The 23,318-nt window shown below is 39.7% G+C and carries 20 protein-coding genes, 1 pseudogene and 1 riboswitch; of the genes and pseudogenes, 18 read left to right on the top strand and 3 right to left on the bottom strand.

Annotated features, from left to right (window positions below; genetic code table 11):
- The 8 genes from OS139_RS01660 (at position 1) to purB (ending at position 8,543) form a co-directional block, all read left to right on the top strand.
- Positions 1 to 837 (top strand): carbohydrate ABC transporter permease, encoded by an 837-nt coding sequence (locus OS139_RS01660; protein ID WP_002300540.1) that lies wholly within the window; start codon positions 1 to 3, stop codon positions 835 to 837.
- Between the two features lie 2 nt (positions 838 to 839).
- Positions 840 to 1,463: a hypothetical protein gene (locus tag OS139_RS01655; protein WP_002331836.1), complete on the top strand. Its 624-nt coding sequence runs from the start codon at positions 840 to 842 to the stop codon at positions 1,461 to 1,463.
- A complete protein-coding gene (locus OS139_RS01650) occupies positions 1,460 to 2,752 on the top strand; it encodes a Gfo/Idh/MocA family protein (protein ID WP_002306874.1) in 1,293 nt (430 codons plus the stop codon). Before OS139_RS01655 ends, OS139_RS01650 begins: the two co-directional genes overlap by 4 nt.
- 358 nt (positions 2,753 to 3,110) lie before the next feature.
- Positions 3,111 to 3,208, top strand: a riboswitch (purine riboswitch).
- Positions 3,209 to 3,323: 115 nt separating this feature from the next.
- Positions 3,324 to 3,905, top strand: coding sequence for a xanthine phosphoribosyltransferase (locus tag OS139_RS01645; protein WP_002295469.1), 582 nt, complete (start codon positions 3,324 to 3,326; stop codon positions 3,903 to 3,905).
- Between the two features lie 2 nt (positions 3,906 to 3,907).
- Entirely contained in the window at positions 3,908 to 5,215 is a 1,308-nt protein-coding gene (locus tag OS139_RS01640; protein WP_002306869.1) for a nucleobase:cation symporter-2 family protein, read from the top strand.
- 414 nt (positions 5,216 to 5,629) lie between these two features.
- The gene (purE, locus tag OS139_RS01635; protein WP_002303771.1) at positions 5,630 to 6,118 is read left to right on the top strand and encodes a 5-(carboxyamino)imidazole ribonucleotide mutase; all 489 of its coding nucleotides are present in this window, start codon (positions 5,630 to 5,632) and stop codon (positions 6,116 to 6,118) included.
- The gene (gene purK, locus OS139_RS01630; protein WP_002306867.1) at positions 6,111 to 7,235 is read left to right on the top strand and encodes a 5-(carboxyamino)imidazole ribonucleotide synthase; all 1,125 of its coding nucleotides are present in this window, start codon (positions 6,111 to 6,113) and stop codon (positions 7,233 to 7,235) included. Before purE ends, purK begins: the two co-directional genes overlap by 8 nt.
- Before the next feature lie 12 nt (positions 7,236 to 7,247).
- Positions 7,248 to 8,543, top strand: a complete 1,296-nt coding sequence (gene purB, locus OS139_RS01625; protein ID WP_002288023.1) for an adenylosuccinate lyase — start codon at positions 7,248 to 7,250, stop codon at positions 8,541 to 8,543.
- Between the two features lie 179 nt (positions 8,544 to 8,722).
- Here the strand turns inward: purB and OS139_RS01620 are convergent, their stop codons facing one another.
- On the bottom strand, positions 8,723 to 9,100 hold the full coding sequence (locus OS139_RS01620; protein ID WP_002297115.1) for a hypothetical protein: 378 nt from the start codon (positions 9,098 to 9,100) through the stop codon (positions 8,723 to 8,725).
- A gap of 255 nt (positions 9,101 to 9,355) precedes the next feature.
- Here OS139_RS01620 and purC point away from each other — a divergent pair, with 255 nt between their 5' ends.
- The 10 genes from purC (at position 9,356) to OS139_RS01570 (ending at position 20,166) form a co-directional block, all read left to right on the top strand.
- On the top strand, positions 9,356 to 10,084 hold the full coding sequence (gene purC, locus OS139_RS01615; RefSeq protein ID WP_002288021.1) for a phosphoribosylaminoimidazolesuccinocarboxamide synthase: 729 nt from the start codon (positions 9,356 to 9,358) through the stop codon (positions 10,082 to 10,084).
- Positions 10,084 to 10,338, top strand: coding sequence for a phosphoribosylformylglycinamidine synthase subunit PurS (purS, locus tag OS139_RS01610; RefSeq protein ID WP_002295474.1), 255 nt, complete (start codon positions 10,084 to 10,086; stop codon positions 10,336 to 10,338). The genes purC and purS overlap by 1 nt, the downstream gene beginning before the upstream one ends.
- 1 nt (position 10,339) lies before the next feature.
- Positions 10,340 to 11,011, top strand: a complete 672-nt coding sequence (gene purQ / locus OS139_RS01605) for a phosphoribosylformylglycinamidine synthase subunit PurQ (RefSeq protein WP_002331835.1) — start codon at positions 10,340 to 10,342, stop codon at positions 11,009 to 11,011.
- Positions 11,012 to 13,234, top strand: coding sequence for a phosphoribosylformylglycinamidine synthase subunit PurL (gene purL, locus OS139_RS01600; RefSeq protein ID WP_016628361.1), 2,223 nt, complete (start codon positions 11,012 to 11,014; stop codon positions 13,232 to 13,234). It begins immediately after the preceding gene.
- On the top strand, positions 13,219 to 14,658 hold the full coding sequence (purF, locus tag OS139_RS01595; protein ID WP_002306860.1) for an amidophosphoribosyltransferase: 1,440 nt from the start codon (positions 13,219 to 13,221) through the stop codon (positions 14,656 to 14,658). Before purL ends, purF begins: the two co-directional genes overlap by 16 nt.
- Before the next feature lie 22 nt (positions 14,659 to 14,680).
- A complete protein-coding gene (purM, locus tag OS139_RS01590) occupies positions 14,681 to 15,733 on the top strand; it encodes a phosphoribosylformylglycinamidine cyclo-ligase (RefSeq protein WP_325066775.1) in 1,053 nt (350 codons plus the stop codon).
- Positions 15,730 to 16,308, top strand: coding sequence for a phosphoribosylglycinamide formyltransferase (purN, locus tag OS139_RS01585; RefSeq protein WP_002331832.1), 579 nt, complete (start codon positions 15,730 to 15,732; stop codon positions 16,306 to 16,308). The genes purM and purN overlap by 4 nt, the downstream gene beginning before the upstream one ends.
- Entirely contained in the window at positions 16,305 to 17,840 is a 1,536-nt protein-coding gene (gene purH, locus OS139_RS01580; protein WP_002331831.1) for a bifunctional phosphoribosylaminoimidazolecarboxamide formyltransferase/IMP cyclohydrolase, read from the top strand. Before purN ends, purH begins: the two co-directional genes overlap by 4 nt.
- A 15-nt stretch (positions 17,841 to 17,855) precedes the next feature.
- Entirely contained in the window at positions 17,856 to 19,130 is a 1,275-nt protein-coding gene (gene purD, locus OS139_RS01575) for a phosphoribosylamine--glycine ligase (RefSeq protein WP_002331830.1), read from the top strand.
- 121 nt (positions 19,131 to 19,251) lie between these two features.
- Complete coding sequence (locus OS139_RS01570; protein WP_002288005.1) at positions 19,252 to 20,166, top strand: aldo/keto reductase; 915 nt, start codon at positions 19,252 to 19,254, stop codon at positions 20,164 to 20,166.
- A 132-nt stretch (positions 20,167 to 20,298) separates the two neighbouring features.
- Here the strand turns inward: OS139_RS01570 and OS139_RS01565 are convergent.
- Together OS139_RS01565 and OS139_RS01560 are read right to left on the bottom strand one after the other, a co-directional pair.
- A pseudogene (locus OS139_RS01565) lies at positions 20,299 to 21,864 on the bottom strand (response regulator transcription factor).
- Complete coding sequence (locus tag OS139_RS01560; protein ID WP_016628358.1) at positions 21,857 to 23,308, bottom strand: sensor histidine kinase; 1,452 nt, start codon at positions 23,306 to 23,308, stop codon at positions 21,857 to 21,859. The pseudogene OS139_RS01565 and the gene OS139_RS01560 overlap by 8 nt, the downstream one beginning before the upstream one ends.
- Positions 23,309 to 23,318 lie beyond the last annotated feature (10 nt).

The following is a 23,318-nucleotide window of genomic DNA, read 5'->3' as shown; positions in this document are numbered from 1 at the left end:
ATGAATAATACAGTAACGAAATGGTTTCAATACGGTTTTATTTTGCTATTAGGTCTAGTCATGATTTATCCGGTCTTATGGATGATCGCAGGTTCTTTTAAAACGGATCAAGAGATTCTGAGTGGTTCGCTGAATTTGATTCCAGAGACTTTTCAATGGGAAAATTACGCAAAAGGATGGGCGGGGTTTGCTGGAATTTCATTTTTTACTTTCTTTAGGAATTCGTTTGTCATCTCTGCAGTTTCGACGATAGGGACAGTTCTGAGCTCGACTTGTATTGCTTACGCATTATCGAGAATCGATTTCAAAGGAAAAAGATTCTGGTTCGTCGTCATGTTAGTAACGATGATGATTCCTGCACAAGTGATTTTGATTCCGCAGTTTATTATTTACAATCGGCTGAATTTGGTTGGGACGTATGTGCCGCTGATTTTACCACATTTTTTTGGACAAGCATTTTTCATTTACCAGATCATGCAATTCATGGTCAGCATCCCCAAAGAGTTAGATGAATCAGCGATTATTGACGGATGCAGCAAGTATAGTGTCTTTACCAAAATTATTTTTCCTTTGCTGAAACCTTCGATCATCACGACGATCATCATCCAGTTTTATTGGAAATGGGACGACTTCATGGGACCATTGATTTATTTAAACAAGCCGAGATCTTACACGGTATCGATTGCCATCAAATTATTTGCAGACGCTGGATCTAGTACGACTTACGCGAGTATGTTTGCGATGTCTACGTTGTCGCTGCTACCGGTTTTTCTGATTTTCTTATTCTTCAATAAATATCTTGTCCAGGGGATCAGTACAAGCGGTCTGAAGGGCTGAATATGAAAAAGCCAATAGAAGAGATGTTTCTTTACAAGCTCAACTACTATTTCTGTCGGATTTTTTTAACCAGTCTTATCAGTAATGCTCTTTTCGCTTTAGTTCTAGGATGTTTGTTCACTTTAGGATTAGTGCTGTCTGCTCGTGTTGTCTATCTGATTTATTTTTTGATGATGTATCCTTCTTATTATCTATCTGTCCATTACTTGGCAGAAAAAAAGGTATGTTGGAGGAAAGAAAAAATCAAACGGTTGTGTTTCATCATTACGTTGTTTCAGCTGTTTGTCATTATTTTTGCAGTTGATTGGTATTTATTAGTGGGAAAGATTGGAGCTTGGTATCTGATTCCTTTTCTATTGTGTCTGTTGCTTTTTGTATCCCATAGTTTTTTTAGTACGCTAATTGATATCTGCAAAGAAGATAAAGCAGATAGTCTTGTTTATTTGATCAAAAGGAATATCTGGCTGTTGTCAAAAAACGTCAAAGGGTTTCTGTGGTATTTATGCCTTTTGTATGGACTGTTCTGGTGTATACAGCATGATTTTTTACTCACTGCATTACTGTATCCAGGGCTGCCGTTTGTCACAGTATTTTGCTTAAAAGAAAAGGAGAATGACTTTAAATGAAGAAAAAATATGTACAAGTCGGACTTGGTGGGAGAGCGCGTTTTTTTTATGAGGCAATTGCCTCTACGTATCATCAAACTTGTGAACTAGTCGGTTTTTGTGATGTATCTCAAACAAGGATGGATTATGCAAATCGGATACTTGTGAACAAGTATGGACAGAAAAAAGTAAAGACATGTATGCCATCACAATTTGAGCAACTACTGGATGACGTACGGCCGGCTGAAGTCATTATTACGTCAGTAGATCGAACGCATCATGATTATATCATTCGTGCAATGAAAAAAGGATATGATGTTATTTGCGAAAAACCTCTGACTATCGATGAGGAAAAAGCTCAAGAAATAATAACGGTCCAAAAACAGACGGGAAGAAGCCTGCGAGTCACTTTCAATTATCGTTATGCACCGTATCACACGAAGATAAAGGAACTGATAGAAAGTGATGTGATTGGTGATGTGTTTTCTATTCACTTCGAATGGCTGTTAAATACGCAACACGGGGCAGATTATTTCAGAAGATGGCATCGAAATAAGCACAATAGCGGCGGGCTTCTTGTTCATAAATCTACCCATCATTTTGATCTAGTGAATTTTTGGTTGAACAGCCGTCCCCAAAAGGTATTTGCATTCGGTGGATTAAACTTTTATGGGATGCATAATGCGGAGAAACGCGGAGTAGAAACATTTTACAGTCGATGCTATGGAAGCGAACTAGCTAAAGCTGATCCATTTGCTATAGACCTGTCAGCCAATGAGGAATTGCGAGAAATGTATTTAGAAGCAGAAAAAGACAGTGGATATATTCGTGACCGCAGTGTATTTTCCGATGATATCTCTATTGAAGATACACTAGGCGTAACGGTCAAATATGAAACTGGTGCGATTTTGACGTATTCGCTAAACGCGTATATGCCGTGGGAAGGATTCAATGTTTCTTTCAATGGCAGCAAAGGACGGATCGAAATGAAAGTGATCGAAAAGTCTTACATCAATGCAGGTGGAGATAAAAAGGATGAAGGAGCAGCCGTTCTTCAGTCCATCCATGTCTATCCGATGTTCGGTGAGCCATATGAGGTAATCGTCGAACAAGAAGCGGGCGGACATGGCGGAGGAGATCCGCGTTTATTAGATGATCTATTTGGTGAAGAAAAAGAAGAAGATCCGTGGAATCGGGCAGCAACTCACGTAGATGGTATTTTGTCGATTTTGACAGGAATCGCAGCAAATCATTCTATTGCTTCAGGAAAAGCAGTAGTGATTGACGAGCTTGTCAGCTTAAAAGAATAAGAATAGATTTACGGAAATTACTTCCCGTAGTTTATAAAATCTTGCCTTATTGCCGATAGGCTGTCTTTTGAACACTATTTATTCGGAAAAAGGGGCTATGACATGCTTTTTGTCATGCCTTCTTTTTATGTGGGCTGCTTTTTTAGATAAGAGAAAATAAAAATAACTATTTAAACCCGAACAAAAAGGAATAATGCATTAAAAATCATTAGATTTTACAAAAAAATAAGTAAACCACGTTGTCAGTTTCAGAAAGTAGTGTTAGACTGTTTTCAATATTTGAAACAACATTTTTTATTCAAATATGGCAAACTGCCTTCACGTGCAAAACAGTTGCAAGAAAATGAATTTACACTATTATTAGTTTTACATACCTACTTATATATCGTCATAATATGGATGACAGTTTCTAGCCAGTACCGTAAATGCTGGACTATAAGTAAAAGATTGGCTATTTCACCCTTCTTTTCTTATGATAAAGTGGAGGGTGTTTTTCTTTAACAGAAACATAGTAGGTTTTTGCACAAAAGCGGTTATTTCGGTATTAATAAATGATAAAGGAGCAAATAAAGTGAAAGAATTAGTTGAACGTATTCAAAAAGACGGACGTATATTAGGCGAGGGCGTATTAAAAGTCGACAGCTTCGTCACTCACCAAGTAGACCCTGTATTGATGGAACAAATGGGAAAACGGTTTGCAGAAGTATTTAAAGAACAAGGAATCACGAAAGTTGTGACCATTGAAGCTTCTGGGATCGCACCAGCTTTATTTGCTGCAAGAGAATTAGATGTTCCAATGATCTTCGCTAGAAAAGCAAAAAGTTTGACGATGGATGAAGAATTATTGACAGCTTCTGTTTATTCTTTTACGAAACAAGTGACAAGTACGATTTCTATTTCTCGTAAATTTTTATCTTCAGAAGACAAAGTATTGATTATCGACGATTTCTTGGCAAACGGACAAGCGGCAAAAGGATTGATCGAATTATGCCAGCAAGCTGGAGCGCAAGTAGAAGGAATCGGGATCGTCATCGAAAAGTCTTTCCAAGATGGACGTCAGTTACTTGAAGAAATGGGATTGAGAGTCGTTTCTCTTGCGCGTATTGCTTCCTTGACGAATGGACAAGTTGAGTTTCTTGAGGAGGACGCATAATCGTGGAAAAAGAAACACAAAATGGAAAAGCTGCGGTTTTAGGGCTACAGCATCTGCTAGCGATGTATGCAGGAGCAGTAGCGGTGCCTCTTTTGATCGGTACAGGACTAGGCTTTAATCAAGAACAGATGACTTATTTGATTTCAATTGATATCTTTATGTGTGGATTAGCGACATTATTGCAATTGACAGTTAACCGACTTTTCGGAATTGGCTTGCCTGTCGTTTTAGGATGTGCGATCCAAGCAGTAGCTCCACTGATCTTGATCGGAACCAATGAAGGAGTAGGAGCTATCTACGGATCTATTATCGCTTCTGGGATCTTTGTTGTGTTAGTTTCTGGTGTCTTTTCTAAAATTAAAAAACTATTCCCTCCTATAGTAACAGGAACGGTTATCACCGTTATTGGTTTGACTTTGATTCCTGTAGCAATCGAGAAAATGGGTGGAGGTAATGCAACAGCAGCTGATTTTGGTGACAAAACAAATCTGCTACTTGCATTTGTGACGATTCTCCTAATTGTAGGCGTGCAAATGCTGGCAAAAGGGTTCATTCGTTCAATCGCGGTATTGATTGGTTTAGTCGGAGGAAGCATCTTAGCTGCTTTCATGGGAATGATTGATCTGAGCGCGATTGGAGATGCGCCGTTGTTCCATGTTCCACAACCCTTTTATTTTGGTAAACCAACTTTCGACGTATGGTCGATTTTACTAATGATCATCATTTCCATGGTCAGCATGGTAGAATCAACAGGTGTATATTTTGCACTTGGTGACATTACTGGGAAAAATGTTGGAGAAGAAGAATTGAAAAAGGGATATCGTGCAGAAGGACTTGCCGTTATCTTAGGCGGTATTTTCAATACATTCCCTTATACTGGCTTTTCTCAAAATGTCGGATTGGTTCAACTTTCGGGAATCAAAACAAGAAAACCCATCTATTTCTCTGCATTCTTCTTGATTGTTTTAGGATTATTCCCTAAAATCGGTGCGTTAGCACAAATCATCCCTGAGCCGGTACTTGGTGGAGGAATGTTAGTCATGTTCGGGATGGTGGCAGTCCAAGGAATCCGTATGCTGTTGGAAGTTGATTTCAGCAATGATAAAAATCTATTGATTGTTGCTGTTTCTGTTGGATTTGGGCTGGGTTTCAATGTTACGCCGACATTATTCAGTCAAATGCCGCAAACATTGCAAATGTTCACTGGAAATGGCATCGTAATGAGTAGCATTACGGCTATCATATTGAATTTGATCTTTAATGGATTGAAAAAAGATGAAGAAATATTGGAAGAAGCCTTCAAGAAGTAATAGAGCAAAAGAAAGGTTGTGAAATCAGCGTTTTGACCTGATTGTTAGAGAAACAAACGGAAAAATAGTTCCTCGTATTTTGCCGTTTGTTTGAGCTAATACCGAGGGTCAGCTGATTGAACACCGTTGAAGGAAGAGGTCGTGAGCCTGCCGTTCATCTCCGAGTCACAAGGAACAATTTCAAAAAAAGCTTCTCATGTTTGTTGAATATTGTTCCTTGTGACCGAGGAGTTGGCAGGAGAACACCGTTTATCCATAAAAAGGAATGTGACCTAACTTTTGTCACATTCCTTTTTTTCATCTTTAATAAACACGAACAATAAAATGTTTTTCTTTGTTAACATTCGAAATTTCTTTGACATCAAAAAAAGTGATTGTTAAAATATGAATGTAGAAAAACTGGGAGGAAAAACAATGACAGCAAAAATCTCTGTGATTATGGGGAGTACTTCAGATTGGGAAACAATGAAAGAAGCATGTCAAATATTGGATGAATTCGGTGTGTCTTATGAAAAAAAGGTCGTTTCTGCTCATCGAACCCCAGATTTGATGTTTGAATATGCACAAAACGCTCGAAAAAAAGGAATCAAAATCATTATTGCAGGAGCAGGGGGAGCCGCGCATCTGCCGGGTATGGTCGCATCAAAAACAACTTTGCCGGTTATCGGTGTACCGGTCCAATCACGAACATTAAATGGTTTGGATTCGCTTCTTTCGATTGTCCAAATGCCTGGAGGAGTACCTGTAGCTACTACAGCAATCGGAAAAGCGGGAGCAATTAATGCTGGACTACTTGCGATACAGATGCTTTCCATGTATGATTTAGAATTGGAGGCTAAATTGGCTGAAAGACGTTCAATGTTGGCTAAAACTGTTATAGAAAGTAGTGATCAACTTGGTTAAACCTTTGTTGCCTGGTTCAACGATCGGGATCGTCGGTGGCGGTCAATTAGGTCGTATGATGGCGATTAGTGCAAAAGAAATGGGCTTTAAAGTAGGTGTGCTGGATCCTGTGAGCGATTGTCCAGCCGCACAAGTTGCAGATTGGCACATTGAAAGTGTCTATGATGACACCTTTGCGCTGAAAGAGCTTGCCAGAAGAACAGATGTCATTACCTATGAATTCGAAAATGTCAGTGTAGAGGCGTTAAATGCGATTTTACCCATGTCATTTATTCCTCAAGGGACAGACTTGCTTGCGATTACGCAAGACCGCCTGTTAGAAAAATCTTTTTTGGAAACGAACAACATCGTGATTGCTCCTTATGCAACGATCGTCAGTCCGACGGATATCCAAGATGCGATTGACGGGATCGGCTATCCTTGTGTTTTGAAAACCACTCGAGGCGGCTATGATGGCAAGGGGCAGTATGTTTTGAAAAGTCGGGCGGATCTAGCTCCTGCCATGGACCTTTTAAGAGAAGGAACCTGTGTTTTAGAAGCATGGATCCCGTTTGAAAAAGAGATTTCGATCATGGTGGCAGGAAATGGTCAAGGAGATTTCACGACTTTTCCGGTCGTGGAAAACATCCACCACAACAATATTCTTCATGAAACGATTGCTCCAGCCGCGATTGATCAGGATGTGATCGAGGAGGCTGAGCGTATTGCCCGTGTGATTGCAGAAGCAGTGAGCCTTTCAGGTGTTTTAGGGGTAGAAATGTTTTTAACAAAAACAGGCGGGCTATATGTGAATGAATTAGCTCCTCGTCCTCACAATTCTGGACATTATTCTATCGAAGCTTGTTCTATGAGTCAGTTCGATGCCCATATTCGAGGTATTTGCGGATGGCCATTAGGAGAAAAAGTGCGTCTGACAAGCAATGCAGTGATGGTCAATGTTTTGGGAGAACAACTGCTGGAAAGCTATCGCTTGATTGAGAATAAGCCAGACTGGCAATTCCATTTCTATGGAAAAAAACAAGCGAAAAAAGGTCGCAAGATGGGACATATCACTATCTTGACAGAAGATATCCAGCAAACGCTGGAAGAAATCAAACAAACGAATATTTGGGATTAGAGGAGAAAAAACATGTTAGAACGTTATACACGCCCTGAAATGGGGAATATCTGGACGGAAGAGAACAAATACCGTGCGTGGCTTGAAGTCGAGATTTTAGCAGATGAAGCTTGGGCAGAACTTGGTGAAATCCCGCAAGAAGATGTGAAAAAAATTCGTGAGCATGCATCATTTGATATCGATCGGATCTTGGAAATCGAAAAATTAACACGCCATGATGTCGTTGCGTTTACACGAGCGGTTTCTGAAACATTGGGAGAAGAAAGAAAATGGGTCCATTATGGTCTAACAAGTACGGATGTCGTAGATACTGCTTATGGCTATCTCATCAAGCAAGCAAATGATATTTTACGGGAAGACTTGAAACGTTTTACGGAAATCATTGGCGAAAAAGCAAAAGAACACAAATATACAGTGATGATGGGTCGGACACACGGTGTCCATGCTGAACCAACTACTTTTGGATTGAAACTTGCCACATGGTATTCAGAAATGAAACGGAACATCGAACGATTTGAACATGCGGCAAAAGGAGTAGAAGCAGGAAAAATCTCAGGAGCAGTGGGGACGTTCGCAAATATCCCGCCATTTATTGAAGAGTATGTATGTAAACAATTGGGGATCCGTCCACAAGAAATCTCTACTCAAGTTCTCCCTCGGGATCTACATGCTGAATATTTCTCAGCGATGGCGCTTATTGCTACAAGTATTGAACGTTTTGCAACAGAGATACGCGGATTGCAAAAATCCGAAACACGTGAAGTAGAAGAATTTTTTGCGAAAGGTCAAAAAGGTTCTTCTGCTATGCCGCACAAAAGGAATCCGATCGGTTCAGAAAATATGGCTGGTCTAGCCAGAGTGGTGCGCGGACACATGGTCACTGCCTATGAAAATGTCACATTATGGCATGAAAGAGATATTTCTCATTCTTCAGCAGAACGAATCATCTTGCCTGATACCACGATTTTATTGAATTACATGTTAAATCGTTTTGGCAATATCGTTAAAAATCTAACGGTCTTTCCTGAAAACATGAAGCGGAATATGTCTGCAACATTTGGTTTGATTTATAGCCAGCGCGTTATGCTGAAATTGATCGATAAGGGAATGACAAGAGAAGAAGCTTATGATCTTGTTCAGCCAAAAACTGCGTACGCTTGGGATAACCAAGTGCAGTTCCGCCCGCTGTTAGAAGAAGATCCAACCATCACATCGGTATTATCTAAAGAAGAAATAGACGATGCCTTTGATTATCATCATCATTTGAAAAACGTTGACGTGATATTCAAACGAGTAGGTTTGGAATAAAGAAGAGTGAGTTGCAAAATTCAATTAAAATAGAATAGCAAAAATAACCAAAAAAGAAGCAGATCCGTTAGCGGTTCTGCTTCTTTTAGTTTATTATATTTTCTTATCAATAATAGGAACCTGATTTTAAAAGCGGCTACCTCTTTACCGTACCTCTTTACATACAAAAAATAGAGGAATTAAGCGTAAATGGCTTGGCTATTATAACTAAAATGCTGGTTATGGAGATGTTGCAGCAAGTTTTCGAGAAAAGCGTATTCCATCTCTTGTCCATTGAATAAGATCTGGATACGATAATGATTTTTGAAACGCTTCTGTTCATGAATCTGACTGATTGAAAGTTCGCCTTTGTGTTCTGTCTGATAAAGAAAAGTCCTTTTACGGCATTCAGCACAGCGCTTGGTTGCTCGGCGGATTTTTCGGAATGTATAAAAACTAGTATCTTTATTGCATAAATAAACGTCTTTGATCGACAGCAAATCATTATATAGACAGGAACGTTCTTCAGCTGTTAATTCTGATAAAAAAAGCTGACCTTGTTTTATTGCATCTTCCATCGGCAAGTGCCTCCTCGAACCCATTATCCAAATTTTTAGTTAATTCTAATATACCATCATTAAGTATAAATGTAAACGCTTGTTGATGGTATAAGATTTTCGTTTCTGATAAAACACGAACATTAAAAGAATCTAATGCCTTAAATGTACATATTTTTGTTGATTTATAAAAAGATGATTGCTAAAATTTAAAGTGAAAACACGAACAAAAAACGATGTATTTGCTTTTAATGTAAATAAAAAGGAGAGACGTACATGGAGAAGAAAGAACTTCTGTATGAAGGGAAAGCCAAAAAAATATATCTTACTTCTGATGAGAACTTGATTTGGATAGAATATTTAGATCAAGCAACTGCGTTGAATGGCGCGAGGAAAGACCAAATAAGTGGAAAAGGAGAATTGAATAATCAAATCACAAGTGCAATTTTCCGTTATCTGACTCAAAGAGGAATAAAAAATCATTTTATTGAACAATTGTCTAAAACCGAACAATTAGCAAAAAAAGTACAAATTATCCCTCTGGAAGTGGTTATCCGAAATATTGCAGCAGGAAGTTTCTCAAAACGTCTAGGTGTTCCCGAAGGTAAAGAATTCATCAAACCAATCATTGAATTCTACTATAAGGATGACCAGTTGGATGATCCATTTATCAATGAAGAGCATATCTATTTCTTACAACTTGCAAAACCGGAAGAAATCAGTGAGCTGAAAGCCCAAGCGTTGGCTATTAATGAAATTTTGACCGAATTATTTGCTAAGGTCGGTTTGGTTTTAGTAGATTTCAAGCTAGAGTTTGGCCGGTCGAATGGACAAATTTTGCTTGCGGATGAAGTAACACCGGATACTTGCCGATTATGGGATGAACGTACGAATGAACATATGGACAAAGACGTTTACCGCAGAGATCTAGGTGATTTGATCCCAGTCTATCAAGAAGTATATAACCGTCTATCGGAACTAACTGAAGAAAAGGAGCGAGTATGATGTATTTCGTAAAAGTATATGTAACCTATAAAGATTCAGTGTTAGATCCTCAAGGGGAGGCAGTAAAAAAAGCAGTCCATCGTATGGGATATGAAACAATCGAAGATATCCGAATAGGAAAATACTTTGAGATACAACTTGCTGATGCAGAAGAACCAATCGATACAGTGATTGAAACGATTTGTGACAAGCTGCTTGCAAATGTAAATATGGAAACATACCGATATGAAATCAAAAAAATGGAGGAAGTATAACATGAAATTTGCGGTCATCGTTTTTCCAGGTTCAAATTGTGACGCAGATATGTTATGGGCAGTTCGCGAGATCATGGGTGCTGATGCCGAATTCGTTCGGCATGATGAGTCCTCTTTAGAAGGATTTGATGGTGTTTTACTGCCAGGAGGATTCTCATATGGAGACTATTTAAGATGTGGTGCGATTGCCCGGTTTTCTACAATCATGGAAGAAGTGATTCGTTTTGCTGAAGAAGGGAAACCAGTATTCGGTACATGCAATGGATTCCAGATATTGACAGAAGCAGGACTTTTGCCAGGTGTACTGAGACGAAATGAGTCTTTGCATTTTATTTGCAAAACTGTACCATTGGAAGTCAACCCCAAGACGGCCTTTACTTCAGAGTATGAAGCCGACGAAATAATCTATCTTCCAGTTGCTCATGGGGAAGGAAATTATTTCTGTGACGAAGAAACACTTCAAGAACTAAAAAAAAATAATCAGATTGCCTTTACTTATAATGACAACATCAACGGCAGCGTGGAAAACATTGCAGGGATTACGAACAAAGCAGGGAATGTGTTAGGAATGATGCCTCATCCAGAACGTGCAGTAGAAGACTTGCTAGGATCAGAAGATGGGAAACGGTTCTTTGCTTCCATTTTAAAAAACTTCGGAAAGGTGACCGTATAGATGAAAACATTGAAAGAACCGACAGCTGAAGAGATCAAGAAAAAAAGAATCTATGCCGAATGGGGATTGACTGATGAAGAATATCGAATGATCGAAGAAGATATCTTAGGAAGAATGCCTAATTATACGGAAACTGGACTGTTCTCTGTTATGTGGAGCGAACATTGTTCCTATAAAAATTCTAAACCGGTTCTACGCAAATTTCCTACTAGTGGACCTCATGTGTTGCAAGGCCCTGGAGAAGGCGCAGGCATCGTCGACATCGGTGATGGACTAGCAGTTGTCTTCAAAGCAGAAAGTCACAATCATCCTTCAGCCGTGGAGCCTTATGAAGGAGCTGCGACAGGAGTTGGCGGAATCATCAGAGATATTTTCAGCATGGGGGCTCGTCCAATTGCGTTGCTAGATTCATTGAGGTTCGGCGAATTAGATAATCCAAGAACGAAATATTTACTAGAAGAAGTAGTTGCAGGTATCGGCGGATACGGCAATTGTATCGGCATACCGACTGTAGGCGGCGAAATTGCATTTGATCCTTGTTATGAAGGAAACCCATTAGTCAATGCAATGTGCGTAGGTTTGATTGAACACAAACATATCCAGAAAGGGCAAGCCGCTGGCGTCGGTAATTCGATCATGTATGTAGGTGCAAAAACAGGTCGCGACGGTATCCACGGAGCAACTTTTGCCTCAGAAGAATTTAATCAAGAAGAAGAACAGCAACGTTCTGCTGTACAAGTAGGCGATCCTTTTATGGAAAAGCTGCTGCTTGAAGCGTGTTTGGAATTAATCTTGCATCATTCGGATTCTCTAATAGGTATACAGGATATGGGAGCAGCAGGACTTGTTTCATCTAGTGCGGAAATGGCTTCAAAAGCTGGTTCAGGACTTATATTGACATTAGATGAAGTCCCACAAAGAGAAACTGGAATGACGCCTTATGAAATGATGCTATCGGAATCACAAGAACGGATGTTGATTTGTGTCAAATCAGGAGAGGAAGAAAAAATCCAAGAACTATTTCAGAAGTATGATCTAGATGCAGTCACTATCGGGAAAGTAACAGACGACGGGCAGTATCGGCTATATCATCAAGGAGAAGAAGTAGCAAATCTGCCAGTCGATGCATTAGCTGAAGATGCACCAGTTTATCATAAAGAAATGAAAGAACCAGCTCGAATCGCAGAATTTCAGCAGTTAGCTCCTTATCAGCCAGTTATCGAAGAACCTGGACAAGTATTGCTTGATCTGCTGCAGCAACCGACGATTGCTTCGAAACGTTCAATCTATGAAACTTATGATTCACAAGTACAAACCAATACAGTTGTCCGTCCAGGAAGCGATGCTGCTGTGATGAGGGTTAGAGGGACGAATAAAGCGTTAGCTATGACCACAGACTGCAACGCGCGCTATCTGTATTTGGATCCAAAAATCGGAGGACAAATAGCAGTGGCAGAAGCTGCTAGAAATATTATTGCTAGCGGTGGCAAGCCCTTGGCGATCACCGACTGCCTGAACTATGGTTCTCCTGATAAACCAGAAGTTTTTTGGGAATTATCGACTTCAGCTGACGGAATTGCTGCTGCGTGTGAAACGTTAGGAACTCCTGTTATTTCAGGAAATGTTTCTTTATATAATGAAACGGATGGTCAAGCAATCTATCCAACACCAATGATTGGTATGGTCGGATTGATTGAGGATCATAAACATATCACTACTCAGGAATTCAAAAAATCAGGGGATCTAATCTATATATTAGGTAAGACGTTTGCAGATTTTGATGGCAGTGAATTACAAAAGATGCAGCTTGGAAGAATCGAAGGTGTGATCCGAAACTTTGATCTATCCATTGAAAAGAGAAACCAAGAGTTAGTATTGACAGCCATCCAAAACGGATTGATTGAAAGTGCTCATGACTGTTCAGAAGGTGGCTTGGCAATTGCACTGGCAGAATCAGCTTTCAAACATCAGCTAGGGATATCTGTACAGTTTGAATTGTCCTCTGCTCAATTATTTGCAGAAACTCAATCAAGATTTGTGTTGACAGTCGCACCGGAAAATAAGACACGATTCGAAGAAATGATGGGTGATTCTGCTGTTTTAGCAGGTAAGGTGACGGATGAAGCGATAATCGAAATTTCAGCAACTGACGGTCAGATCAAAATAGAAACTGCAGTAGCAAGAAAGTGCTGGGAGGATGCAATCGTATGTCTTATGAAGTGAAGAGTTTAAATGAAGAATGCGGGATCTTCGGCGTTTGGGGTCATCCGGATGCCGCTAGTGTGGCATACTTCGGGCTCCATAGTCTTCAGCATCGAGGACAAGAAGGTGCGGGCATCGTGTCCAATGATCGAGGAAAGCTTATGGGTCATCGAGATCTGGGGCTGCTTTCTGAGGTATTCAAAGATCAAAGAAAATTGCAGCAGTTAACAGGAGAAGCTGCAATCGGACATGTACGTTATGCAACAGCAGGCAATGGAAGTGTGGACAATATTCAGCCTTTTCTATTCAAATTTCATGATCAGTCGATCGGCTTAGCGCATAACGGCAACTTGATCAATGCTCGTTCACTTAGAAAAGAGTTAGAGGAAAATGGGGCGATCTTCCATTCTAACTCCGATACGGAGATATTGATGCATTTGATCCGACGAAGTGAAGAAACAGATTTTTTAAATAAATTGAAAAGTGCTTTAAATGAAGTCAAAGGTGGATTTGCCTATTTATTAATGACAGAAACGGCAATGATTGCCGCTTTGGACCCAAATGGTTTTCGTCCATTAGCAATCGGACAAATGAAAAACGGAGCATACGTGATTGCCTCGGAAACTTGTGCATTAGAAGTTATCGGGGCACGTTTTATAAGAGATGTCCAGCCTGGAGAGATAGTGATCATCAATGACGAAGGAATCCAGATTGATTGCTTTACGAAGGACACGCAGCTTTCTATTTGTTCGATGGAATATATCTATTTTGCCAGACCAGATTCAAACATCGCAGGGATCAATGTGCATACTGCACGGAAAAATATGGGACGGAATTTAGCGAAAGAATCGCCAGTAAAAGCAGATATGGTCGTCGGCGTACCTAATTCTTCTTTGTCAGCCGCAAGCGGTTATGCGGAAGCTAGTGGAATCCCTTATGAAATCGGATTAGTAAAAAATCAATACATTGCCCGAACATTTATCCAGCCAACGCCTGAGCTAAGAGAGCAAGGTGTTCGAATGAAATTATCTGCTGTACGAGGAGTGGTGGAAGGTAAAAAGGTGATTATGGTCGATGATTCAATTGTTCGGGGTACGACAAGCAGACGGATCGTCCATCTTTTGAAAGAAGCAGGAGCAAAAGAAGTCCATGTGAGGATTGCTTCTCCTCCTTTGAAATATCCATGTTTTTACGGGATTGATATTCAAACGCGTAAAGAACTCATTGCGGCAAATCACACGATTGATGAAATCAAAGAATGTATCGGTGCAGATTCTTTAGGATTTTTAAGTGAAGAGGGTCTGATCGAATCGATTGGACTGAAAAAGGATGGCCCGTATTCAGGATTGTGTATGGCTTATTTCAACGGAGATTATCCAACGCCGTTATATGACTATGAAGAAAAGTATCAGGAATCGCTAAAAGAAAAAGTATCGTTCTTTTAAAAGCAGACCAAGAAGGGAGTATATGAATTCAATGGCAAATGCATACGCAAAAGCTGGCGTAGATGTCGAAGCTGGATATGAAGTAGTAGAACGGATCAAGAAGCATGTCAAAAAAACGGAACGTTTAGGTATGATGGGCGCTATAGGAGGATTCGGCGGTTGTTTTGATTTATCGGTCTTTCAATTAAAAGAGCCAGTCCTTGTCTCGGGGACCGATGGTGTGGGGACGAAATTAGCAGTGGCAATCGAAGCAGACAAACACGATACAATCGGGATCGACTGCGTAGCGATGTGTGTCAATGATATCTTAGCACAAGGCGCAGAGCCGTTATATTTCTTAGACTACTTAGCAACGGGGAAAAATGATCCGATACGTTTGGAAAATGTAGTAAAAGGTGTAGCAGATGGATGTGTTCAAGGAAATATGGCGCTGATTGGCGGAGAAACAGCTGAAATGCCTGGTATGTACTCAGGTAATGATTATGATCTAGCCGGATTTGCTGTAGGGATAGCTGAAAAATCTCAATTATTGACAGGAGAAACGATCAACCCAGGAGATATGTTGCTTGGAATAGCATCTAGCGGGATCCATTCAAATGGGTACTCTCTTGTTCGCAAAATTTTCTTTGAGCAGCAGCAGTTTTCTTTATCATCAAAACTGCCAGAATTGAAAAAAACACTTGGCGAAGAATTGCTTGAGCCAACGAAAATCTATGTTTCTTCCTTGCTTCCGCTGATCAAAGAAAAGAAAATAAAAGGAGCTGCACATATCACTGGTGGAGGGTTTGTAGAAAATATCCCGCGAATGTTACCAGAATCTATGGCTGCACAAATCAAACTTGGCTCATGGCCGATTCTTCCAATATTCGGCTGTTTACAAAAATATGGTGAAATTCCTGAGATGGAGATGTATGAAATCTTCAATATGGGCATCGGTATGGTCCTGGCAGTCGAAGAATCGAAAGTAAAAGAAATAGTACACGAAATTGAGCAAGCTGGCGAAAAAGTTTATGAAATCGGGAAAGTGATCGCCAAAGAAAAACATCGTGTGGTGTTTACAGGAGAAGAACGATGAGAATCGCTGTTTTTGCTTCTGGAAACGGAAGCAACTTTCAAGCGCTAGCCGATTATCTATCGAAAAAAGGATTGGAAGCTTCGATTGACTGGTTGTTTTGTGATCAGCCTGAAGCATATGTTTTGAAACGTGCAACTGCGTTGAGTGTACCGGCAGATTGTTTTTCACCTAAAGAATTTGATTCAAAAAAAGAGTATGAAGAAGCAATTTTGCATAAATTGAAAGAAAAAAAGATCGATTTGATTGTATTAGCTGGATACATGCGAATCATTGGACCAGTATTGCTGGAAAATTATGATAAAAGAATCATCAATATCCATCCATCTCTTTTACCTGCATTCCCTGGTTTGCATGGCATTCGTGATGCATTTGAAGCTGGAGTAAAAGAAACGGGTGTCACAATTCATTATATCGACCAAGGTGTAGATACTGGACCAATCATCCGGCAGGAAAAAGTGAGAATTGAACAGGAGGACACGTTCGATTCTTTAGAAGAAAAAATCCATAGAGTAGAGCATCGTATCTATCCAGAAGTGATTAGTGAAATTATTGAAAATGGAGGCTATCTGAAATGACAAGAGCATTGATCAGTGTATCAGATAAAACTGGGATTGTAGCATTTGCCCAAGGTTTGATTGAACAAGGAGTAGAAATCATTTCCACAGGAGGAACAAAGCATGCGTTGGATAAAGCTGGGATCAATACGCTTTCGATCGAAGAAGTGACAGGGTTTCCTGAAATGATGGATGGCCGTGTCAAAACACTTCATCCTAAAATCCATGGTGGTCTTTTAGGAAGACGCGATCTCCCTAGCCATATGGAGGCAATGGAAACGGAAAATATCCAACCAATCGACTTTGTTTGTGTCAATTTATATCCTTTCAAAGAAACGATTATGAAACCAGATGTCGAAATAGCAGAAGCTATTGAAAACATTGATATCGGTGGTCCTAGTATGCTCCGTAGTGCAGCAAAAAACCATGAATTTGTCACCGCTGTTGTTGATCCATCTGACTATGAAGAAGTACTTTCAGAATTACGTCAGTATGGGCATACTTCACTTTCTTTCAGACAAAAACTAGCGGCAAAAGTCTTTCGTCATACTGCGGCATATGATGCACTGATCGCTCAATACTTAACGGATTGGGTGGAAGAAAAAGAACCGGAAAAATTGACACTTACGTATGAACGAAAACAAACGCTTCGTTACGGTGAAAACAGCCATCAAGCCGCTGCCTTTTATCAGTCCGCTCTTCTGGAAAAATATTCGATCGCAGCAGCAAAACAACTCCATGGGAAAGAACTTTCTTATAATAATATCCGAGATGCAGATGCTGCGCTACGGATCATGAAGGAATATGACGAGCCAACGGTAGTCGCCTTGAAACACATGAATCCTTGTGGTATTGGGACAGCATCTACGATTTTAGAAGCGTGGGAAGCAGCGTATGAAGCAGATCCTGTTTCAATCTTTGGTGGGATCATCGTTTTGAATCGAGAAGTAGATCTGCCAACAGCAGAACAGATGCATAAGCTGTTTCTAGAAATCATCATTGCCCCTTCTTATACACAAGAAGCTTTGGAATTACTGCAAAAAAAGAAAAACATCCGATTACTGACAATAGACTTTGCGCAGGAAGAAAATCAAAATCGAGAAGAAACGGTCTCAGTCTTAGGTGGACTTCTTGTACAAGATCAAGATCTGGCAATAGAAAATGAAGAAGAGTGGAAAGTCGTGACAAAACGTAAGCCGACTCCAGCAGAAGCAAAAGCATTGGCGTTTGCTTGGAAAGCTGTCAAACATGTGAAATCTAATGCGATCGTACTGGCAAACGAACGTCAGACAGTAGGAATCGGAGCCGGGCAGATGAATCGAGTCGGTTCAGTAAAAATTGCGATTGAACAAGCGCAAGAGAAAATGGAAGGTGCAGTTTTAGCTAGCGATGCTTATTTTCCAATGGATGATTCGGTTGAATATGCAGCCAAACATGGTATAAAAGCAATCATTCAGCCAGGAGGAAGCATCAAAGACCAAGATTCTATTGATATGGCGAATAAATACGATCTAGCAATGGTCTTTACTGATGTTCGGCATTTTAGACATTAGAGAGGAGTCGGATAAATGAACGTTTTGGTAATCGGTGCAGGTGGTCGTGAACATGCAATAAGTAAAAAACTTTTAGCCAGTCCGAAGGTGGATACGGTGTATTGTGCGCCAGGAAATCCTGGAATGGCAAAGGATGGCATCAATTGTGTCGCTATCAGTGAACAAGATCATTCAGCGTTAATCCATTTTGTTAAGAAAGAGGCTATTGATTGGAGTATCGTTGGTCCTGAAGTTCCTTTGTTAAATGGGATCGTCGATGATTTTATGGCGGAAGGATTGAAAATCTTCGGTCCGACAAAAGCAGCAGCTCTGATCGAAGGTTCGAAAAGTTTTGCTAAACAATTAATGGATACTTATCAAATCCCGACAGCTAAATCCAGAAGTTTTGAATGTTACGAAAAAGCAGCAGCGTATATCAAAGAAAATGGTGCGCCAATCGTAGTGAAAGCGGACGGTTTAGCAGCTGGGAAAGGTGTAGTCGTGGCTACCACAGTGAAGGAAGCGCTGGATGCGGCAGAACAAATGTTGAACCAGCATCGATTTGGGGATAGCAGCAAAAAAATCGTCGTAGAAGAGTTTTTGGCAGGAGAAGAATTCTCCCTTTTGGCGTTTGTCCGTGATACCAAGGTGTATCCGATGGTCATTTCGCAAGATCATAAGCGGGCATTTGATAACGATAAAGGGCCAAATACAGGCGGAATGGGTGCTTATTCACCAGTACCGCAAATTCCAAAAAAGATGATTGAAAAAGCTGTGGAAGAAGTTTTAAAACCAGCGGCTTTGGGAATGAAAGAACTAGGACGCTCTTTCACGGGTGTTTTATATGCGGGTTTGATTGCTACGAAGGAAGGACCAAAAGTGATCGAATTCAATGCGCGTTTCGGTGATCCTGAAACGCAAGTCGTTCTTTCTCGGTTGAAGAGTGACTTTGCGCAAGTAATCGATGATTTATTAGAGAATCGTGCAGTAGAGTTAAAGTGGCAGCAAGAAGGATACAATGTAGGCGTTGTGGTTGCAGCTGCCGGTTACCCCGAAGAATATGAGACAGGAATGGTTCTACCAGATTTTCCGGAAGAAGAGCTTTCTGTTTACTATGCTGGAGTTTCCTCAAATAACGGCAAATTAGTTGGAGCAGGAGGACGTCTTTATTTAGTAGAAGCATACGGTGAGACGATCAAAGAAGCACAGGAAAAAATCTACACCGCGTTAATGGATAAAACGACAGTTGGAACATTTTATCGTACAGATATTGGAGAAAAAGCTGCCAATAGCGAACTGGTCGTGAAGTAAATCAGCTGCTTCCATTTATAAAAAATACAACAAACATAATCGGAAGCGCCGATTTTAGTGAAGCCTTTTCATAAAGAGTGTGGTACACTTTTGTTGTGTATATAAATAAGGAGGAGTTCAGATGAAAAAAATTCAATTAGGTACTTCTGATCAGAAAGCAGCTGCAGTGATCTTAGGCTGTATGCGTATCAACAATGCGGAAGATCCAGTAAAAGTGATTGAGACAGCTTATGAAAACGGCATTGATTTTTTTGACCATGCAGATATTTATGGAAACGGTGAATGTGAAGAAATCTTTGCAGATGCTCTAGCAAAAACATCAATCAAACGAGAAGATCTTTTTATTCAAACAAAATGTGGAATCGTTCCAGGTGTGATGTTTGATTTTTCTAAAAAACATATCATTGAATCTGTGGAAAAAAGTTTGACCCGTCTGAAAATGGATTATGTGGATGCTTTACTTCTTCATCGTCCAGATACATTGGTAGAACCAGAGGAAGTAGCTGAAGCGTTTGATGAATTGGAACGGTCAGGAAAAGTTCGTTATTTTGGCGTCAGCAATCAAAAACCAATGCAAATCGAATTGCTGAAAAAATATGTTCGTCAACCATTAGTAGCTAATCAGCTGCAATTTGGCTTGAAACATACTGGAATGATCGATCAAGGGATTCATGTCAATATGACAGATGAAGCAAGTATCGATCATGACGGTAGTGTACTTGATTATTCCCGATTGCATGATATGACGATCCAAGCATGGTCACCATACCAGTATGGATTTTTTGAAGGTGTATTTATCGGGAACGAAAAATTCCCTGAATTAAACCAAACATTAGAAGAACTAGCAGCTAAATATCAAACGACACCAACTGGCTTGGCTTCTGCTTGGATTTTACGCCATCCAGCCAATATGCAAGTGATCGCCGGTACGATGAACGTAGGGCGAATCAAGGAAATCGCTCAAGCTTCAGAAATTAATATGTCTCGGGAAGATTGGTACGAATTGTACCGTGCTGCTGGAAACATTTTACCTTAAAGATTGTCATAAGCAGGTCAAAAGGGCTATAAATTAAAAAGACAGAATAACTTGAAAGCTGTTTTCAGCTTCGAGATATTCTGTCTTTTTTAATTGCAAATGGAAAGAGTATCATTGTACGGATTTCGTTTATTAGTTATTTTTGTTTTTAAGGAAAAGCTGTGTCCGATATTCTTTTGGAGAAATCCCTTGTTTTTTCTTAAATAAATAACTGAAATAGTTAGGGTCATTATAACCAATTTCAAAAGCAATATCTGAGATACGATAGTCTGATTGCTGCAATAATTTTTTTGCTAATTCGATTCTTTGTTCTGTCAGATAATCGATGAATGTTTGGTTAAACGATTGAGAAAAAATCGTACTGAAATGAGAGGGACTTAATGCAACTTGTTGAGCGACCCAAGTTAAGGACATATCTGGATCGGTAAAATTTTCTTTGATAAAATCCAATGCATGGTTCAAAATTGGCTGATATTTGTTCCTTGAAGGCTGTGAGGGCAGAGCAGTTAAGAAAGAAATGAACATATAAACTGTCGAACGGTAAAGCGAGTCGTCGGCGCTGATTGCTAAGCGTTGACTGGTGGATGTGCAGTGAACCATTTCTTGCGGGATTTCCTTTTATTTCAGGCAGACATGCTGGAGTAGCTTAGTCAAGACAAATAAACGATATAATCGTGTTCGAGTTGGTGTGCCTTGTGGTTTCGTCAAGTGTTCGATGTACTTGGATACTTCGTTTTTCGATAATGAAGACAAATCAAGTGAGAGATCAAAGTAAAAGACAGAATCAACTGGAAGTTTCGCTTCTTGAATCAAATCCTCATAGCTGATAATTTGATCTTTAATGGAACTGGCGGTTTCAAGTATCATCTGCGTGATCTCAAAAGATGCAGGTAATTCGCTGATTCTTTCTGCGACAGGACCAATGGCGACAGAAAAATTATTTTTTTGTCCCTTTTCTAATTCATGGACCAACGTTTGGGCTACCTGATAACTGGTCTCGATCACATTTTCTTCAAGAGAATCAACTATTAAATATTTGATGAATCGAGAGGAAACAGCAGAGAAGATCACTTGTTGATTCTCCCTAAATAAAAACTTCAAATAATCACTGAGATGAGCGTAATCTTCAAAGTCTGTACTGACTTGGTTTGCTGCTAATAATACGGTCATTTTTTTCCCTGCTAAAGAGCGATTGAAAGATTCAGCAAGTTTCAATGTTTCACTGATCGTAAGTGAGCCTTTGAACAAACCGTTCAAGAAATGATTTTTTTTCAATTCGAAAACAAGATCAGAAGAAGTGTGCGTTTCTTTTTGCTGCAAATCTAAAGCAGTTACTGCTTTTTCTATTGCTTGTTTCAATTCGTTACTTTTAATCGGTTTAAGCAGATAATCATCTGCCTGTACCTGGATTGCTCCTTTCATATAATCGAAATCGTCGAATCCACTAATAAATATGAGACGAGTCCAAGGAAGTAGTTTCCTTGCTTCTTTTGAAAAAGTCAACCCGTCCATGAAAGGCATTTGGATATCAGTCAGAATGATGTCGGGCTGTAAGTCGATAATTGAAGACAGTGCCATCTCACCATCTCCAGCTTCGCCGACATAAGTGATTGGATAATAAGAACCAAGGACAGTTATTTGTTCCCGCAAGTTATTGCGAATGAGGTATTCGTCTTCGATGATAAAAACTTTATACATGTTTGTTTCCTCCAATTGTTTTGGGAGATAGAGGGATCATCAGTGTGACAGTTGTTCCTTCTCGGTATTTGCTGTCAATCGTGATAGGTTTTTGATCATTTCCGTAATAAAGAAGGAGACGCTTGTTTACGTTGTAAAGTCCGTAGCCGATACTGAAATCTGAATCAATACCTTTGGCTAACTCTTTACGTATTTCTGCCAGTTTTTCTGCAGGGATGCCAATCCCGTTGTCTGTGACTTTGAATTGGATCATCTCATCGATTTTGCATGCGGTAATACGAATAAATCCTTTGTGACGGACGTACTTCGTTCCATGGTATACAGCATTTTCAATCAATGGCTGCAAGATCATTTTTAAAATAGAAACAGGAAAAAGTGTTTCTGGTATATCGATCTTATAGTCAAGCATATGGCCGTATCTTATTTTTAAGATGACTAGATAATCATTGATATGGCTAATTTCTTTTTCAAGAGGAATCCAGTCTTGTCCTTTGCTTAAAGACGTACGAAAAAAGCCGGAAAGTGCATGGGTCATAGTCAGAGCTTCTTCAAAGCAGTCTTGTTCGATCAAAGAAATAATGGCATCCAAACTGTTATAAATAAAATGGGGAGTAATCTGAGCTTGCAATACACGAACTTCACTTTGTGCTAAATGGTATTGTTTCAAAGCGTTCTCCCGTAAAGACTGGTTTAGATCTTCCGCCATTTTATTCATGCTAGCGGTAAGTGTTTGTAATTCCAGTGTTTCCGGCAGGGTTAAACGAAAGCCAAGGTTCCCTGAAGAAAGTTGTTCTGACATCTCGATCAGCTGATTGATCGGTTCTTGGACCTTTCTCTCTAAAAAGCGACGATTCTTTTTCGCATAGAAAAAAATGGTACTAAGAACTCCAAGTTCCACTATTGTTAATAGAATGAGCGAGCGGACAAGTGTCGTATTTTTTTTGCTTGCTAAGTCGATCTCCACACGAACAAAATCTTGTAAGATATCTGACAGCAGTTGAGTGACAGAATCTACCTGATTGATGATCTCTTCATTGGTATCCATAAAATCTTTTGCCAAGATATTATTGATCAGCTCGTTTTGATAATCTTCCAGTGTATCGATCGTACGCAAAGACACATCTAACGTACTGATTTCTTTAAGCGTATTCGTATTACTTTTGATCTGTCGAATATCATTTCTAAGTTCTTCTAGGATATTTTCTTTTTTAAACTCATCCACGCTTACTTGGCCAGAAATCAGGTCCCACATACTTTCCAAAACTCTCTGGTCAACCTTTAAAGTAATTGCATCCGCTTTTTGAATATTTGCGATCGTCTGTTGATAAATCAAAAGCTGTTGCGAATATAACAATATGCTCATTAGCAAAGGGATAACAGCAAATAGAAGCATGGCTTTGTTTGCTTGGGCAAAAATCTGTTTTATGCTTAAACTTTTCGTCATGATACTTCTC

This window comes from Enterococcus sp. E4-223 (assembly GCF_035727065.1).
Taxonomy (GTDB): domain Bacteria; phylum Bacillota; class Bacilli; order Lactobacillales; family Enterococcaceae; genus Enterococcus_B; species Enterococcus_B faecium.
The sequence above is the reverse complement of the archived record's forward strand: the minus strand, read 5'-3'. Positions and strand labels throughout refer to the sequence as shown.